General features: G+C 62.8%; 13 protein-coding genes. 8 read left to right on the forward strand and 5 right to left on the reverse strand.

The window, feature by feature from the left end:
- The first annotated feature begins 4 nt into the window (after positions 1-4).
- The 5 genes from VK792_RS10985 (at position 5) to VK792_RS11005 (ending at position 6,364) form a co-directional block, all read left to right on the forward strand.
- A complete protein-coding gene (locus VK792_RS10985) occupies positions 5-355 on the forward strand; it encodes a hypothetical protein (RefSeq protein ID WP_326297533.1) in 351 nt (116 codons plus the stop codon).
- The gene (locus VK792_RS10990) at positions 352-1,317 is read left to right on the forward strand and encodes an alpha/beta hydrolase (RefSeq protein ID WP_326297534.1); all 966 of its coding nucleotides are present in this window, start codon (positions 352-354) and stop codon (positions 1,315-1,317) included. Before VK792_RS10985 ends, VK792_RS10990 begins: the two co-directional genes overlap by 4 nt.
- Before the next feature lie 439 nt (positions 1,318-1,756).
- Positions 1,757-2,716 carry a TAXI family TRAP transporter solute-binding subunit gene (locus VK792_RS10995; protein WP_326297535.1) on the forward strand — a complete coding sequence of 320 codons (960 nt, stop codon included), beginning with the start codon at positions 1,757-1,759 and terminating at the stop codon, positions 2,714-2,716.
- Between the two features lie 71 nt (positions 2,717-2,787).
- A complete protein-coding gene (locus VK792_RS11000) occupies positions 2,788-4,572 on the forward strand; it encodes a TRAP transporter permease (RefSeq protein ID WP_326297536.1) in 1,785 nt (594 codons plus the stop codon).
- Positions 4,573-4,750: 178 nt separating this feature from the next.
- A complete protein-coding gene (locus tag VK792_RS11005) occupies positions 4,751-6,364 on the forward strand; it encodes a thiamine pyrophosphate-binding protein (protein WP_326297537.1) in 1,614 nt (537 codons plus the stop codon).
- 353 nt (positions 6,365-6,717) lie between these two features.
- Here the strand turns inward: VK792_RS11005 and VK792_RS11010 are convergent, their stop codons facing one another.
- Complete coding sequence (locus tag VK792_RS11010) at positions 6,718-6,957, reverse strand: YdcH family protein (RefSeq protein ID WP_326297538.1); 240 nt, start codon at positions 6,955-6,957, stop codon at positions 6,718-6,720.
- A gap of 148 nt (positions 6,958-7,105) precedes the next feature.
- Between VK792_RS11010 and VK792_RS11015 the strand changes: the two genes are divergently transcribed.
- Entirely contained in the window at positions 7,106-8,041 is a 936-nt protein-coding gene (locus tag VK792_RS11015) for a hydrogen peroxide-inducible genes activator (RefSeq protein ID WP_326297539.1), read from the forward strand.
- A gap of 24 nt (positions 8,042-8,065) precedes the next feature.
- On the opposite strand, the gene VK792_RS11020 is transcribed toward VK792_RS11015, so the two are convergent.
- Positions 8,066-10,351, reverse strand: coding sequence for an adenosylcobalamin-dependent ribonucleoside-diphosphate reductase (locus VK792_RS11020; RefSeq protein ID WP_326297540.1), 2,286 nt, complete (start codon positions 10,349-10,351; stop codon positions 8,066-8,068).
- 141 nt (positions 10,352-10,492) lie between these two features.
- Here VK792_RS11020 and VK792_RS11025 point away from each other — a divergent pair, with 141 nt between their 5' ends.
- Positions 10,493-10,924, forward strand: a complete 432-nt coding sequence (locus VK792_RS11025) for a DUF1489 family protein (RefSeq protein ID WP_326297541.1) — start codon at positions 10,493-10,495, stop codon at positions 10,922-10,924.
- 87 nt (positions 10,925-11,011) lie between these two features.
- A complete protein-coding gene (gene yghU / locus VK792_RS11030) occupies positions 11,012-11,872 on the forward strand; it encodes a glutathione-dependent disulfide-bond oxidoreductase (protein ID WP_326297542.1) in 861 nt (286 codons plus the stop codon).
- A 124-nt stretch (positions 11,873-11,996) separates the two neighbouring features.
- Here the strand turns inward: yghU and hisG are convergent, their stop codons facing one another.
- From hisG to hisS, 3 genes are read right to left on the reverse strand one after another with little or no spacing between them, the layout of a single operon-like run.
- The gene (gene hisG / locus VK792_RS11035) at positions 11,997-12,689 is read right to left on the reverse strand and encodes an ATP phosphoribosyltransferase (RefSeq protein ID WP_326297543.1); all 693 of its coding nucleotides are present in this window, start codon (positions 12,687-12,689) and stop codon (positions 11,997-11,999) included.
- Positions 12,686-13,774, reverse strand: coding sequence for an ATP phosphoribosyltransferase regulatory subunit (locus VK792_RS11040; protein WP_326297544.1), 1,089 nt, complete (start codon positions 13,772-13,774; stop codon positions 12,686-12,688). The genes hisG and VK792_RS11040 overlap by 4 nt, the downstream gene beginning before the upstream one ends.
- Positions 13,771-15,255, reverse strand: a complete 1,485-nt coding sequence (gene hisS / locus VK792_RS11045; RefSeq protein WP_326297545.1) for a histidine--tRNA ligase — start codon at positions 15,253-15,255, stop codon at positions 13,771-13,773. Before hisS ends, VK792_RS11040 begins: the two co-directional genes overlap by 4 nt.
- Positions 15,256-15,430: the final 175 nt, after the last annotated feature.

Here is a 15,430-nt window from a genome sequence, read left to right on the forward strand (position 1 = left end):
TGAAATGCCCGTCATTCGTATCTTCTATGACGAAACTCTGGACCCGATCATGCGGGCGGGACGGACTGAGATTCAGGACAAACTCGAAGCGATGATGCGAGAGGTTCTGGCCGCTGATCCGGCGAAATGTCAGGTGGTGATGAGCGCGGTCATGCATGCAACACCCAAGCCGGTCTATGTCGATCTGCAATTCCGCGCCAACGATCACCGGACCCGTGCAGTTGTGTCAGAGGCGATGGACCGAACCGCCGCGGCAATCTTGGCCGTTACCGGCACGGGTATCCGCATCAGTGCCTTTGATATCGATCAGGCAACCTTGCATGCGCTGGACCTGGGCTCGGGAGAGGCGTCATGAAAGACTTCGACAAGCAACACATGAAGATCGCTGAAATCAGCAGCTTCTTTGCTGGTGGCAAGCGAGTCACACTCACGGACCAACCCCAAAAACATGTGCAGGTCGCCCGCAATGGCCCCGCAAGGCTGGTGGACTTGAACGGCGACTATGTGACCCGGCAATGCTACGTCCAGCATGTGCGCCTTGCCGCGTCGGACTATGAAACACCGGTCATGTTCTGGCACGGAGGGGCCATGACCGGAGTAACGTGGGAGACAACGCCCGACGGTCGTCCGGGTTGGCAGATGCGGTTTCTGCAAGCCGGGTTCGACACCTATGTCTGTGACGCGGTCGAGCGTGGCCGCTCGGGCTGGTCCCCTTTCCCCGAGATCTACGACACGGCCCCCATCTTCCGAACCAGCAACGAGGCCTGGGAGCTTTTTCGTTTCGGTGCACCTGACGGATATTCGAACAACCCGAACGAATGCCGCCCTCACCAAGGGTCTCTCTTCCCGATCAGCGCGCTCGATCACTTTTCGGCACAATTCGTCCCGCGCTGGACAACCCACGGGCAAGAAACGCTTGAAGCCTATTTCGACGTGCTGAAGCGGACTGGGCCGGTCTGGCTGATCGCTCATAGTCAGGGCGGCAACTTCGCCCTTGACGCCGCGGCGCGACACCCGGAATTTTTCAAGGGCGTTGTCGTGATCGAGCCTGCCTCGGCACCCGAGGACATCGGAGCAGCGAAACTGGTGCCCCATTTGTTTGTCTGGGGGGACTATATCGAGCACTCGCCAACCTGGGTCTCTTACCGCGAACGGGCTGACGCCTATGCAACTGCGCTCGCCAATGCCGGCGGGTTCGTTGAGACACTTGATTTGCCGGCCAACGGTATCCCTGGCAATTCACATGTCCCGATGATGGATGTGAATTCGGATCACGTCGCAGATTTGGTTCAAGGGTGGATCGACAGGATCAGATGAAGGATTACGGCGCTGACCCGGATGGTTATTCCGGCGTTTCGCCTGATTTGTCTTTCATGCCCGGTATCCACCACCTTTCGGCGATGCGTCACACGAGCGCGCGGATACGCAATGAAAGCCCTGCGCATGGACCGTTTTCAAATGAAGACCACCAGCCCGGTCAAATCGCGATTCCAGGGCAAGTACCAAAGAGCAAACGACGGTCGTACGAGTCCTAACCGCCGTGCAGATGGCTGCTACGCCCCGGGTATCGACGGGGGCGGGTTGTAGACTTTATACGGCCAATCTCAGTTTCCGTTTGGGTGTCATGCCGCACCCGTCGATCAATGGGGCAGCACTGCGGTTTTCACCAAAGGACCTGCGCATCCAACACTTTTGCACGACACCCTGATGCGCCAGACTGTATAGATCGACCTATCATCTTTTGGGAGGAGACCAGATGAACCTTGTACTGAAAACGGCAGTGACGGCGATCGCGCTGACCGCTGCAGCCCTGACGTCGGCATCTGCCGAAACGCGCATCACCTACAAGTCCGCGAAGGTTGGATCGTCCTATTACCAGATGGGCGTCGAACTGGCCGAAGCCATGAAGGCCGGCACCAACGGCGAGGTGATCGTCACCCTCGAGGAAAGCCAGGGCTCCGTCCAGAACGTGATGGACGTGCGGGCGCGCGGTGGCGATTTTGTCTTTACCACGCCGCCCGCGCTCGTCGGCCTCGCCCAGGGGGGCAAGGCGATGTTCGAAGGCAAGGGCAGCCCGGCTTTCGACGAGATTCGCGCGCTCTTCCCGATCCCCTCGCTGACCATGCATTTCGTCATGTCCCAAGACAGCGGTGCGACCGACCTGATGGGTCTGGAAGGCAAGACGATCCTTCTGGGCAAGGGTTCTTTCGGTGCGACCGAGGGCGCGAAATACCTGGATCTTTTCGGCTTGACCGACAAGGTGACGATTGCGGATGCGGAGCTGTCCAACGCCGTTGCTGCGCTGAAGAACGGGCAGATCGACGGCTTTGTGACCGCAGGGTCCTGGCCCGCGCCAAACGTGATCGAGGCCGCCGCGTCGACCCCAGTGACCGTCCTGTCCATGACCGACGAACAAGTGGCGGAAACCAAGCGCACCAGGTTGACGATTCCTGCCGGTACCTATGCCGGTCAGGACAGCGACATCATCACGACTTCACTGCCGGTCGTGGCCTTCACCACCACCAAGATGGATGACAACACGGCCTATGCTCTGACCAAGACCTTCTGGGAAGAAAAGGCCCGACTGAGCCAATCCTCGCCCTGGTGGAACGGTGTCGATCCGTCCATGCTGAGCACCATCGGCGGCAAGATCCACCCCGGTGCCGTGCGCTATTACGAAGAAGCCGGTATCGACCTGAGCGACGCGCAGAAATAGCACGTCAGCTTTGTTTGCAGGCCGGACAGACCCTCCGGCCTGCGCCACAGCTTTCCCGAGAGAGCCCCCGCATGCCTGATACCCCCCGCAGCCGCATTGCCGCGGCGTCCTGGCTGATCTTGTCTGCCGCCCTGGTGGCCTATCACCTGACGCTGGTTTTTTCCGGTCTCGTACCGAACCTTGTCAGCCGCCCGCTGCACATGGCGTTCATCTTGCCCTTTGCGCTGGTGTTGGGAAACAAAAGCCGCATGGGGTGGATCAGCGGCGCCCTTCTGGCGGCTTTTGGTGTTGCCGCGGCGCTTTGGATCGCGGTCAACCACAATCGGCTGGGCGACCAATACGGTTTCCTTGAAAACAACTTTCAGATTGCCATCGCGGTTGTCTTGTTGGGGGTCACGCTCGAAGCGGCACGCCGCGCCATCGGCTGGCCCTTGCCGCTGGTCGCTGCCGCAGCCCTGTTTTACGGGTTGTTCGGGCAGTATATCCCCGGTCAGTTTGGCCATTCAGGCACTCCGCTTGCCAGTTTCCTCGGCACGCTGACCATTGCCGAAGGCGGCATCTGGGGGTCGCTGACCGGCGTGTCCGTGGGCGTTGTGGCGATCTTTGTCATCTTTGGGGCCGTGCTGAACGCGGGCGAGGCCGGGCAGGGTTTCATGAACGTGGCCGCTGCCGCCGCCGGACGCCTGAAAGGCGGCGGGGCAAAGGTGTCGGTGATCTCCTCGGCGTTGTTCGGGTCGATCTCGGGGTCTGCTTCGGCCAATGTCGCCTCCACAGGCGCCATCACGCTGCCCGCGATGACCAGGCTCGGCTATCCCAAGCGGCTCTCGGCGGCAGTCGAGGCGGTTGCGTCGTCCGGCGGGCAGATCATGCCGCCGCTGATGGGCGCGGGCGCATTCGTCATGGTCGAACTGACGGGCGTCCCTTACACGTCGATCATGGCGGCAGCCATCCTGCCCGCGATCCTCTATTTCTTTGCCGTCTGGATCGGCATCAATGCGTATGCCACGCGCTTTGACCTTAAAAGCGTGGACGAGGCGGACGGGCCCGCGCGACGCGATGTCATCATCACCTCGCTGTTTTTCCTGGTGCCCTTCTCGATCCTGCTCTGGGCGATGTTCGCGGCAAAGTTCACCCCGGAATATGCCGCCGCCCTGGCGATCCTGGCCGGTGCCTTGCTGCTCTTTTTCAACGCGGAGCTTGAATTCCGCCCCGCGCAGATTTCCGAACGCTTCAAGGGCGCTTTGCTGAATGCCGCCCGGCAGGTGTCGATGATCGCGGCCATCATCCTGTGCGCCTCGATCATCATCGGCGTGCTCGGGATCACCGGGCTTGGAGTCAAAATCACCTCGCTCATCCTCGAAGGATCGGGCGGAATGCTCTGGCCATCGCTGCTCCTGACGGCGCTGGCCTGCCTGCTGCTGGGGATGGAGGTGCCGACCACGGCGGCCTACGTCATCTGCGTGTCCGTCGCCGGTCCGGCGCTGACCCAGTTGGGGCTGGAGCCGTTGCAGGCGCATCTGTTTGTTTTCTGGTTTGCGCTTTTGTCCACCATCACGCCGCCAGTCTGTGGCGCGGTGTTCATCGCGGCGGGGATGATCGGGGAAAACTGGTTGAAGGTCGCGCTGACCGCGATGGCGTTGGGGGTCGGGCTGTATCTTATTCCGCTGGGCATGATCGCGAACCCCGACATCCTGCGACTGGCCGAAAACCCGGCCTTTGCAATCCTTGCGATGCTGCGGGTCGCCGTTGGGCTGGGGCTTGTGTCTTACGGGCTGATCGGCGCCCGCAAGGTGACCAAGACTGTGCTGCTGGTCGGTGCAGGTCTGATCGTCATCTTCTCGGGCCTCTACATCTGACACAAGGCGCAGGAACTGGATGAAACTGGCAGCGCGCGGAGTTCACGCGCGTTTGGACGTCATCATGCGCGAAACGCCGCATAAATATCTTCAAATTCCGAAACTCCGCGCAATCACCGCGCCCGTCGCAGGATAGAAACGCAGGAACCTTGTCAGCACGTTTCCAAAGAGCCACGCCATGTATGTCTATCAATCCATTGCCCAATCCCTTGCCGATCATGGTCTCGACACGATGTTCGGGCTGATGGGGGATGCCAATCTGTTCATGGTGGACCATTTCGTGCGTGGGGCCGGCGCAACCTTTGTTCCCGTAGCTTTCGAAGGCAGCGCAGTTCTGATGGCGCTGGCCCATGGCCGTGTCGCGGGCAAGGTTGGCATCGCCACGGTCACCCATGGTCCGGCCCTGACCAACTGCATCACTGCCCTGACCGAGGCCGCCCGGGCCCATGTCCCGATGGTGCTGCTGGCCGGGGACACCGCCGTGTCGAATCCGCACAACCTGCAAAACATCGACCAGCGCGAGACGGTCAAGATCACCGGGGCCGGGTTCGAACAAATGCGCGCACCCGAGACCGCGTCTTATGACGTTGCCCATGCCATTTTCCGCGCGCAGGTGGAAAAGCGCCCCATCGTCCTGAACATGCCCGCCGATTTCATGTGGCAGGAAGTCGAACACACGCGCCACGTCTTCCCGGCTTTTACTGCCGCCTCTTACGTGCCCGAGGGAGATGATCTGGATCAGGCCGTCGGTATGATCGCCAGCGCGAAACGCCCGATCATCCTGGCCGGTATCGGGGCGAAGAACGCCGTGCCGCAGATCCAGGCCCTGGCCGACCGGCTGGAGGCGCCGCTTGCCACGACGTTGAAGGCCAAGGGGATGTTCAACGATCACCCTTACAACATCGATATCTTCGGCACGCTGTCGACGCCCGCCGCTTATGACGCGATCGGCAAGGCCGATTGCATCGTTGCCTTCGGGACGTCGCTGCACCATTTCACCACCGACAAGGGCGCGCTGATGAAGGGCAAGCGCGTCGTGCAGATCAACAACACCGTCACCGAGATCGCCAAGAACTATCACCCCGACGCGGCGCTGATCGCCGATGCCGGGCTTACCGCCGACAACATCGTCTGGTGGCTGAACGAGGCAGAAATCCCCGGCAGCGGCTTTACCGCAGAACTTGACATCGCCGCGTTGACCGCACACCCCAAGGGAGATCCGGACAAGGCAAAGCCAGGCTTCGTGAACTTCGAATACGCCCTGGACCGGCTGGAAGAGGCGCTGCCCAAGGATCGGTTCCTGACGACTGACGGCGGGCGTTTCATGACCGAGGTCTGGTGCCGCGTGTCCTGCCCCAACGCGGAAAGCTTCATCGCTACGACGAATTTTGGCTCCATCGGCTTGGGGCTGCAGGTCGCCATTGGCGCGGGCTACGCAGTGCCGAACCGGCCTGTCGTTCTGTTCACCGGTGACGGCGGGTTCATGATGGGCGGTATCAACGAATTCAACACCGCAGTGCGGATGAAACAGGACCTGATCGTGATCGTCGCCAACGATTCTGCCTATGGGGCCGAGCACATCCAGTTCCTCGACCGCAAGATGGATCCGGGCCTGTCGATGTTCGACTGGCCGTCCTTTGCGCAAGTGGGGACCGCGCTGGGCGGTCACGGCGTGCTGGTCGAATCCAACGACGATCTGGACCGGGCCATCGCCGCCATCGAAACCCGCGACAAACCGCTGCTGATCGAACTGCGACTTGATCCGAACGACGTGCCGCGTATGCGCATCTGAACGTCGGGTGTTTTCAGCTCCGGTTGATCCACTCCCCAACCCCTGGACAGTTTCCGGCATGGTCTGAGCCACGCTTTGCGCCTGCTGATCGGGTTGGGCTTTGTCTTTTCCCAGCCAATAGACCACGGCGGGGGGGGGTGTCTGGCCCTTGACAAATAGAGGGGCGCAAGGCCCCTCCGTGGTACAGGCTCAGGCGGCTGCCATTTCACTTTCTGGCCGCCGAGAGGCATGCGGACTTCCGCAGTCTGGCCCGTGGTGATCCTCGCCCTCGTCGGCGATAGCGCGACGCATGTCATCAAGATCGGGACTGTGCATCAGTCGCAAGCCGCTGTTCTGAAAGACAAGATTGAAGATCATGAGTGTGCCGCCACTGGCATCCGCGTGCGGTCCTGGCTACCGACAAGTTTCGAGTAATAGGTGATCTGGTCTTTCAGCCGCAGGCGCTGCCGCTTCAGCCGCTGCAGGGCCACGCTGCATGGCATGGGACGCTGCAGTTCCTCGTCGATCTGCACCGCCAACTGATGGTGGCGGCGGCGCAGCCGCGCCACCTTTGCCGGAAGAGCGGTAAGCAGCCGGGCGGGCATCGTCGTCATAACAAGTCTCCTTTGTTAGAGGTTGCGGGCGATCTGTCATGATCGCCCCCAGAACATGGGGAGGTCCAATGATCGGAAGAAGGTGGCGGGGCCTGAAAACTCGATAGGCATTTCCTATATTTGAAAGACGCAAAGCGAAGAGGCCTCGATGTCTGTTGAACTCACCCTGCGCCAATTGACCTATTTCGCGGCCCTCGCCGAAACGCGCCATTATCGCCGTGCCGCCGAGCGTGTCGGCATCAGCCAGCCTTCGCTCAGTCAGCAGATCGTCGGGCTCGAAGCGGCACTGGGCGTGACGCTGGTTGAGCGAGGTCAGCGCGGGGCTGTGCTCACTCCGCAGGGTCGCATGATCCTTGCGCAAACGCGGCGTGTGCTCGAAGAGACCGAACATCTCAGGGCGTTGGCGCAGGGTGCCCGGGACGGCGTCACCGGGACAATCCGCCTTGGATCGACACCCACGCTAGGGCCATACCTTCTGCCGCATGTGATGCGACGGCTGCACGCGGCCTATCCAGAGTTGAAGGTCGTCATTCGCGACGCGCCACCCGCCACGCTTCAGGATGAACTCTTGAGCGGTCAACAAGACCTTATCCTGACGCAACTGCCCGTTCCCTCCGGCGATCTGGACGCCATGCGGCTTTTCCGCGAGCCGCTGAAACTGGCGATGGCTCTGGACCATCCGTTGGCAACGCGCGAGACCATCCGCGACGTCGACCTTACCGGTGTCGATGTGCTCTCGTTGTCGGATGCCTACCGGTTGCACGCGCAAGTAGCGGGTTTGTGCGAGGATTTGGGCGCCACGCTGCGGCGCGACTACGAGGGTACCAGCCTCGATGCGTTGCGCCAGATGACGGCGCTGAACATGGGGGTGAGTTTCCTGCCGGCGCTTTACGTCCGGTCCGAAGCGTCGCGCGACGCTGGCGACGTGGTCGTCAAACCCTTTCGATCCGGGCGCCTGACCCGCTCTATCGGCCTAGCGTGGCGCCGCCGCTCGGCGCATATCCGGATCATCCAAAAACTCGCTACCATCATCTCGGATGTGGTCCGGGAAACCTTTGCCGATCACGTCATGCTTGAGCTGTAACACGCACATTTCCTGGGTTCTGCGTCAGCCACATTTGGAATGGCCGCAGCTTCCGCAGGTCATGCAGCCTTCGACCATGCGCATGTCATACTGGCCACAGCTGGGGCAGGCTTTGCCGCGCGGGGCATTGTCGAGGTTGACCACCTGTGCCTGCGGGTCGGATTTCAGGCCCATGCCTTCGCCTTCCAGGAACCCGATCGCCACCATGTGGCGCTCGATCACCCCGCCGATGGCAGCCAGGATCGACGGGATATATTTGCCCTGCACCCATGCCCCGCCGCGCGGATCGAACACCGCTTTCAGCTCTTCGACGACAAAGGACACGTCGCCACCGCGCCGGAATACGGCCGAGATCATTCGGGTCAGCGCCACGGTCCAGGCAAAGTGTTCCATGTTCTTGGAGTTGATGAACACCTCGAACGGGCGGCGATGCCCACCGACGACAATGTCGTTGATCGTCAGGTAAATCGCATGCTCGCTGTCCGGCCATTTCAGCTTGTAGGTCGCGCCTTCCAACTCTTGCGGACGGTCCAGCGGTTCGGACATATAGATCACGTCGCCGCCCGCGGCCTCGCGCGCCAGCGCGGGGGTTTCCGCCGGGGTCTTTTCGTCCTTTTCGCTTACGCTCAGGACAGATCCTGTCACGTCGTTGGGCCGATAGGTGGTGCAGCCCTTGCAGCCGGATTCATACGCCGCCATGTAGACATCCTTGAACGCGTCAAAGCTGATGTCCTCGGGGCAGTTGATGGTCTTGGAAATCGACGAATCCACCCATTTCTGCGCCGCCGCCTGCATCCGTACGTGATCGAGCGGGGCCAGAGTCTGGGCGTTGACGAAATGGTCGGGCAGGGGGGTGTCACCCTTCGTGTCGCGCCACATCTGCACGGCGTAATCGACGACCTCTTCCTCGGTCCGGGTACCGTCCTTCTGCAGAACCTTGCGGGTATAGCTGTAGGCGAACACCGGTTCGATCCCGGAACTGACGTTGCCGGCATACAGGCTGATCGTCCCGGTCGGCGCGATCGAGGTCAGCAGCGCGTTGCGGATGCCGTGTACCCGGATCGCCTCTCGCACATCGTCATCCATCTGCATCATGTTGCCCGACGCCAGGTATTTCTCGGCGTCGAACAGCGGGAAGGCACCCTTCTCCTTCGCCAGTTCGACGCTGGCCAGATAGGATTCACGCGCGATCAGGTGCAGCCATTCCTCGGTCTGCCTGGCGGCCTCTTCGCTGCCATACCGCAGACCGACCATCAACAGCGCGTCGGCCAGCCCGGTTACACCCAGCCCGATCCGGCGCTTGTTCAGCGCCTCTTCACGTTGTTGCGGCAGCGGGAATTTCGACGCGTCAACCACGTTGTCCATCATCCGGATCGCGGTGCGCACCAGATCGGCAAGCGCGGCCTTGTCCAGCGCGGCTTTCGCCCCGAACGGGTTGGACACCAACCGGGCCAGGTTGACAGACCCCAGAAGGCAGGCGCCATACGGCGGCAACGGCTGCTCACCACAGGGGTTCGTGGCCGCGATATCCTCGATGTAGTTCAGGTTGTTCGCCTGGTTGATCCGGTCGATGAAAATCACCCCCGGCTCGGCAAAATCATAGGTTGCGCGCATGATCTTGTTCCACAAGTCACGCGCCTGTACGGTGTGATACACCACGCCGTCAAATTGCAAGTCCCACGACCCGTCAGTCTTCACCGCTTCCATGAAGGCATCGGTGACCAGCACCGACAGGTTGAACATGCGCAGCCGCGCACTGTCGGATTTCGCCGCGATGAACCCTTCGATATCGGGGTGATCGCAGCGCATCGTGGCCATCATCGCGCCCCGGCGGCTGCCGGCGCTCATGATCGTCCGGCACATCGCGTCCCACACATCCATGAAGGACAGCGGGCCCGACGCATCCGCCGCCACACCTGCCACCGGCGCACCCTTGGGCCGGATGGTGCTGAAGTCATAGCCGATGCCGCCGCCCTGCTGCATGGTCAGCGCGGCCTCTTTCAGCATGTCGAAAATCCCGCCCATGCTGTCGGGGATCGTGCCCATGACGAAACAGTTGAACAGGGTCACCTGCCGACCGGTGCCCGCCCCCGCGGTGATCCGGCCCGCGGGCAGGTATTTGAAATCCTCAAGCGCGGCATAGAATCGCTCTTCCCAGTGCTTGGGGTCGTTTTCGACCACCGCAAGCGCCCGCGCGATTCGCCGCCAACTGTCCTCGACCGTCAGATCGATCGGGGTGCCGTCCGCCTCTTTCAACCTGTATTTCATGTCCCAAATCTGTTCGGCGATCGGGGCGGCAAAACGGGTCATGGGCAGCGTCCTGTCTGGCAAGGGATAACGGGGGAATCGCGGCAGGCCGAAACCAACCGCTTGAAGACCGGGGTGATACCACTACCATATCTCGCGTCAAACCGATAGCATCGGTGACCACACCGGATCGAGGAAATTGCCGTGGCAGGACACATTCACCTCATCAAGCTGAGCGTCGGCACCGAAAGCGTCGAGGACCTGGCCGCGTGGCAGGCCACGGCGCATGAACGCTGGGCCGACGGCATCCCGCGCCACGTCACCCGGATGTGGCCCAAGCGTGCGGCCGAGGTGCTGAACGGCGGCTCGATCTACTGGGTCATCAAAGGGTTCGTGCAATGCCGACAGCGCATCCTGCGGCTGGATGAGGTCACCGGCCGGGACGGCATCCGCCGCTGTGCGATCGTACTGAAACCCGGTCTGATCCGTACGACCTCCGCCCCGAAACGCCCGTTCCAGGGCTGGCGCTACCTCGATCCGAAAGACGCCCCCGTCGACCTGTCGCCGGATCGCCAGAAAGACGACGCCTTGCCTCCCGAACTGGCCGGGGCGCTGGCCGAAATCGGTGTGCTCTAGGCATCCACAGCCCCTGTGCGGCGGGGCCATGGTCATTCCCGCGGCGACCCGCTAGATCTTGCCCAAACCATCTGTGAGGACAGCGCCATGACAGACACCTATACCCCGCCCGAAGTCTGGACTCTGACCGACGAAATACGCGCGGTCAGCGGCTCGAACCTGCCCACTGCCGGCGCGCAGTTCGAACAAGAACTGCCCGTGGGCAAACACCCGCACCAGCTCTACAGCATGGGCACGCCAAACGGCGTCAAGGTCACCGTCCTGTTCGAGGAGCTGCTGGCGCTGGGCATAGAAGAGGCCGAATACGACGCCTGGCCGATCCGCATCGGCAAGGGCGATCAGTTCGGCTCGGGCTTCGTCGCGATCAACCCGAACTCCAAGATTCCCGCGCTGATGGACCACTCCACGGCGAAACCGACGCGGCTCTTTGAATCCGGCGCGATCCTGCTCTATCTCGCGGAAAAGTTCGGCCAGTTCCTGACACCCGATCCCGCAGACCGCCCGGAACTGCTGTCGTGGCTGTTCTGGCAGATGGGTGCGGCACCTTACGTCGGTGGCGGATTCGGCCATTTCTATGCAAACGCGCCCTTCCTGCAGGAATATCCGATCAACCGTTTCGCAATGGAAACCAAACGCCAGCTCGACGTGCTGGACAAACATCTCGCCGACAAGGACTGGGTCGCAGGAGGGGCCTATACCATCGCCGATATCGCGATCTGGACATGGCATGGCCAGATGGTTCTGGGCCGCTCCTATAATGCTGCCACCTTCCTGCAAGTCGAAAGCTACGAAAATGTCCTGCGCTGGGCCAAGGCGATCGACGCCCGTCCGGCGGTCAAACGTGGCCGGATCGTCAATCGCTTCATGGGCGATCCGTCCGAACAGCTGCACGAACGCCATGATGCGTCAGATTTCGACACCAGGACCCAGGACAAGATCGGCGGCTAGACCGCCTCTTTCTGTCTTTGGTTTTCTAAATACCTCGGGGGTGTGGGGGCAGAGCCCCCACAGGCGCGGTTTCGCAGAAACCGCGCCGCGGTCGGGCCGCAAGCGGCGGTCCGAAACCTGCGGATCAAAGCCCCAGCTTCGCTACCAGGTCGCGCAGGTTGCGCCGGTCGGCCTCGTCCATCGGCGCGGTCCGGCTGCGGAACAGCGTCGCCTGGCTGCGCAGCACCGGGTCCTCGTCCAGGATCTTCAGATGGTTGGCGCGCAGCGTCTCCCCGGTCGAGGTGATGTCGGCAATCGCCTCGGCGGTCAGGTTCTTCACCGTACCCTCGGTCGCGCCCTGGCTGTCGACCAGCTGGTAATCTGCCACGCCGCCCGCCCGCAGATACTCGCGCACCAGCCGGTGATATTTGGTTGCGATCCGCAGCCGGAACCCGTGCCGCGCGCGGAATGCCGCCGCCGCCGCGTCCAGGTCATCCAGCGTGTCGACATCCACCCAGGCCTGCGGCACGGCGACGATCAGGTCGGCATGGCCAAAGCCCAGTTCGGCCAGCGGCGCGACCTTCTGGTCCCATTGCACCAGCTTCTCGCGGATCAGGTCCGTACCCGTCACGCCCAGGTGAATGCGCCCGGCGGACAGCTCGCGTGGGATTTCCCCGGCCGACAGCAGCACCAGGTCAACGCCCTTCGCGCCGTCGACAGCCCCGGCATATTCGCGGTCCGACCCGGTGCGCGACAGGGTGACGCCACGGGCGGCGAACCAGTCAAAAGTTTTTTCCATCAGCCGCCCCTTGGACGGCACGCCAAGCTTCAGGCTCATGCCCGGCCCTCCCGCAGGGTCAACAGGATGTCGGGGCGGATCACGCCGCCGACGGCGGGGCGGCCTTGGCCATTGCCCAGCCGCAGCGTCAGCGCGTCATAGCGCCCGCCGCTGGCCACCGGTGGCAGGCCGGGACGCGCGGGCGCGTGAAACCCAAAGACGAACCCGTCGTAATATTCCAGGCTGGTGCGACCATAGCTGCCTTCGAACTCCACCGTCTGCGGGTCGATTCCGCGAATGTCGATCGCCTCGATCCGCACCGCCAGCCGGTCCACCGCGTTGGCAATCGCGGGCAGATCGACGGCAATGTCGCGCAGGTGTTGCAGCGCGAAGCAGCAGCTTTCGCGCACGTTCAGCAGCGCGTCGATCAGCGCCACTTCCTCGCGCGACAGTGGCGGCTCGGTGGCATCGGCGCGCAATGCCGCGATCCGCGCGGCGATCTCGGTTGCCTCGCGCAGCCCGATCTGAACACCCGCCCGCGCCATCGGGTCCTCTGCCGCCAGCAGCGCCGCGCGGGTCGGTGGCACCGGTGTCTTTCCGGAAAACCGGTCCAGCAATGCGCGGAACCGGCGTGGCCGCCAGATGTGCCGCATCAAAGCCGCCTTGCGCCGATCCGAGGTTTTCAGCCCTGCCACGGCGGTTGTCAGAATGCCGATGTCCCCGGTCGCGGCGCGCAGGCCCAGCCCGTCCAGTTGCGCGTGGATCAGCGCGAACACCTCGGCATCCGCGGCCTCTGGCGCGCTGCCATCGAACAGCTCATAGCCCACCTGGATGTATTCAGAGGGCCGCTCGGGATGCTCTTCCTGACGCCGGAACACTTCGCCGGCATAGGTATAGCGCGCCACCTCGGCCCCGCTGTCGCTGTGCATCTGTACGACCGGCACGGTGAAATCCGGGCGCAGCATGACTTCACCCTGCGCCGGGTCCGACGTGGTATAGGCGCGCGCCCGGATATCTTCGCCGTACAGATCCAGCAAGGTTCCGGCGGGTTGCAGGATCGTGCAATCCACCGCGCGGGCCCCGGCGGCCTCGAAGCGCGCGCGCAACCGCGCCGCCTCGGCCCGGATGTCTGAAATCGGGCTCATGCGTAAAGGTCCAGGATCTCTTGCACCTTGGCGACCATCTGGTCGCGCGGCACCTCGTATTGGCTGGGGCGTTCTTTCCACTCTTCCAGCGTTGCGCCCTCGGCAATCTTGGCGCCCAGGATCAGGTCCTTGATCTGCACCACGCCACCGGCCTTTTCGTCACCGCCTTCGATGATCGCCACAGGCGATTGCCGTTTGTCGGCATATTTCAGCTGGTTGCCGAAATTCTTCGGATTGCCCAGGTACACCTCGGCCCGGATCCCGGCATTGCGCAGCTCCGCCACCATGGCCTGGTAATCCGCCATGCGGTCGCGATCCATCACGGTCACCACGACCGGGCCCTGCACCGCGCCACCAACCCGGCCCTTTTCGCGCAGCGCCGCCAGCAGCCTGTCAACCCCGATGCTGACCCCCGTCGCCGGCACCGCCTGCCCGGTAAAGCGCTTGACCAGATCGTCATAGCGCCCGCCGCCCGCGACCGAGCCAAACTGACGCTTGCGGCCCTTGTCATCAAGGATTTCAAAGGTCAGCTCGGCCTCGAACACCGGGCCGGTGTAATACCCCAGGCCACGCACCACCGAGGGGTCGATCACGATGCGGTCCGGGCCATAGCCCCCGGCGGCCAGAAGCTCTGCGATCCGTCCCAGTTCGTCGACACCGTCCGCCCCGACCGCGCTTGCCCCGATCGCGGCACGCAGGTTGTCCAGCGTCGCGGCGTTGTCTGCACCTTTCGAGGTCAGGAAAGCGACCACCGGTTCGGCCTGCTCCTCGCTCAGACCCACACCGTCGATATAGGCGCCCGAGGCATCGAGCCGCCCCCTGCCCAACAACTCGCGCACACCGGCTTCGCCCACCTTGTCGAACTTGTCTATGGTCCGCAGCACCGCGTCCCGCTGAGCGTCGTCGGTCAAGCCCATGCATTCCAGTACGCCGTTCAGAACCTTGCGGTTGTTGACCCGCACGATATAGTCGCCGCGCGGAATGCCGACCACTTCCAGCGTGTCCGACAGCATCGCGCAGATCTCAGCATCGGCTGCCACGCTGGCCGCGCCCACGGTATCCGCGTCGCATTGGTAGAACTGCCGGTACCGCCCCGGCCCGGGCTTCTCATTGCGCCAGACCGGCCCCATGGCATAGCGCCGATAGGGCAGGGGCAGATCATTGCGGTGCTGGGCATAGACCCGCGCCAGCGGCGCTGTCAGGTCATAGCGCAGCGCCAGCCAGTCGCCGTTGCCGTCTTCCTCTGTTTCCTGCCAGGCAAAGACACCCTCATTCGGGCGGTCGACGTCGGGCAGGAATTTTCCCAGCGCCTCGACCGTCTCCACCGCGCTCGATTCCAGCGCGTCAAAGCCATATCGATGATAGACCCCGGCAATCTGCGACAGCATATGCGCACGCTCGGTCACCTCGGCACCAAAATAGTCGCGGAACCCCTTGGGAGTCTGAGCCTTGGGGCGGGGGGCTTTCTTCTGCTTGGCCATGGGACCTGTCCGTTGCCGTAAGGATTGCGCGCACCCCTTATCGTTCAATGCCCTTCAGGGCAAGGCGACCCCCGGTCCTTCTTCTGGCCAAAAAATATCCCGGGGGTGAATTGGCCAGAGGCCAAGAGGGGGCAGCGCCCCCTTTCCCCGCCGGTTTGCCCTGCAAACCGGCACG

It is taken from the genome of Mesobacterium hydrothermale (assembly GCF_035818635.1).
Lineage (GTDB): Bacteria > Pseudomonadota > Alphaproteobacteria > Rhodobacterales > Rhodobacteraceae > Mesobacterium_A > Mesobacterium_A hydrothermale.

Coding starts and splice junctions, on each gene's coding strand:
- VK792_RS10985 (WP_326297533.1), top strand. CDS start 5: ATGCCCGTCATTCGTATCTTCTATGACGAAACTCTGGACCCGATCATG.
- VK792_RS10990 (WP_326297534.1), top strand. CDS start 352: ATGAAAGACTTCGACAAGCAACACATGAAGATCGCTGAAATCAGCAGC.
- VK792_RS10995 (WP_326297535.1), top strand. CDS start 1,757: ATGAACCTTGTACTGAAAACGGCAGTGACGGCGATCGCGCTGACCGCT.
- VK792_RS11000 (WP_326297536.1), top strand. CDS start 2,788: ATGCCTGATACCCCCCGCAGCCGCATTGCCGCGGCGTCCTGGCTGATC.
- VK792_RS11005 (WP_326297537.1), top strand. CDS start 4,751: ATGTATGTCTATCAATCCATTGCCCAATCCCTTGCCGATCATGGTCTC.
- VK792_RS11010 (WP_326297538.1), bottom strand. CDS start 6,957: ATGACGACGATGCCCGCCCGGCTGCTTACCGCTCTTCCGGCAAAGGTG.
- VK792_RS11015 (WP_326297539.1), top strand. CDS start 7,106: ATGTCTGTTGAACTCACCCTGCGCCAATTGACCTATTTCGCGGCCCTC.
- VK792_RS11020 (WP_326297540.1), bottom strand. CDS start 10,351: ATGACCCGTTTTGCCGCCCCGATCGCCGAACAGATTTGGGACATGAAA.
- yghU (WP_326297542.1), top strand. CDS start 11,012: ATGACAGACACCTATACCCCGCCCGAAGTCTGGACTCTGACCGACGAA.
- hisG (WP_326297543.1), bottom strand. CDS start 12,689: ATGAGCCTGAAGCTTGGCGTGCCGTCCAAGGGGCGGCTGATGGAAAAA.
- VK792_RS11040 (WP_326297544.1), bottom strand. CDS start 13,774: ATGAGCCCGATTTCAGACATCCGGGCCGAGGCGGCGCGGTTGCGCGCG.
- hisS (WP_326297545.1), bottom strand. CDS start 15,255: ATGGCCAAGCAGAAGAAAGCCCCCCGCCCCAAGGCTCAGACTCCCAAG.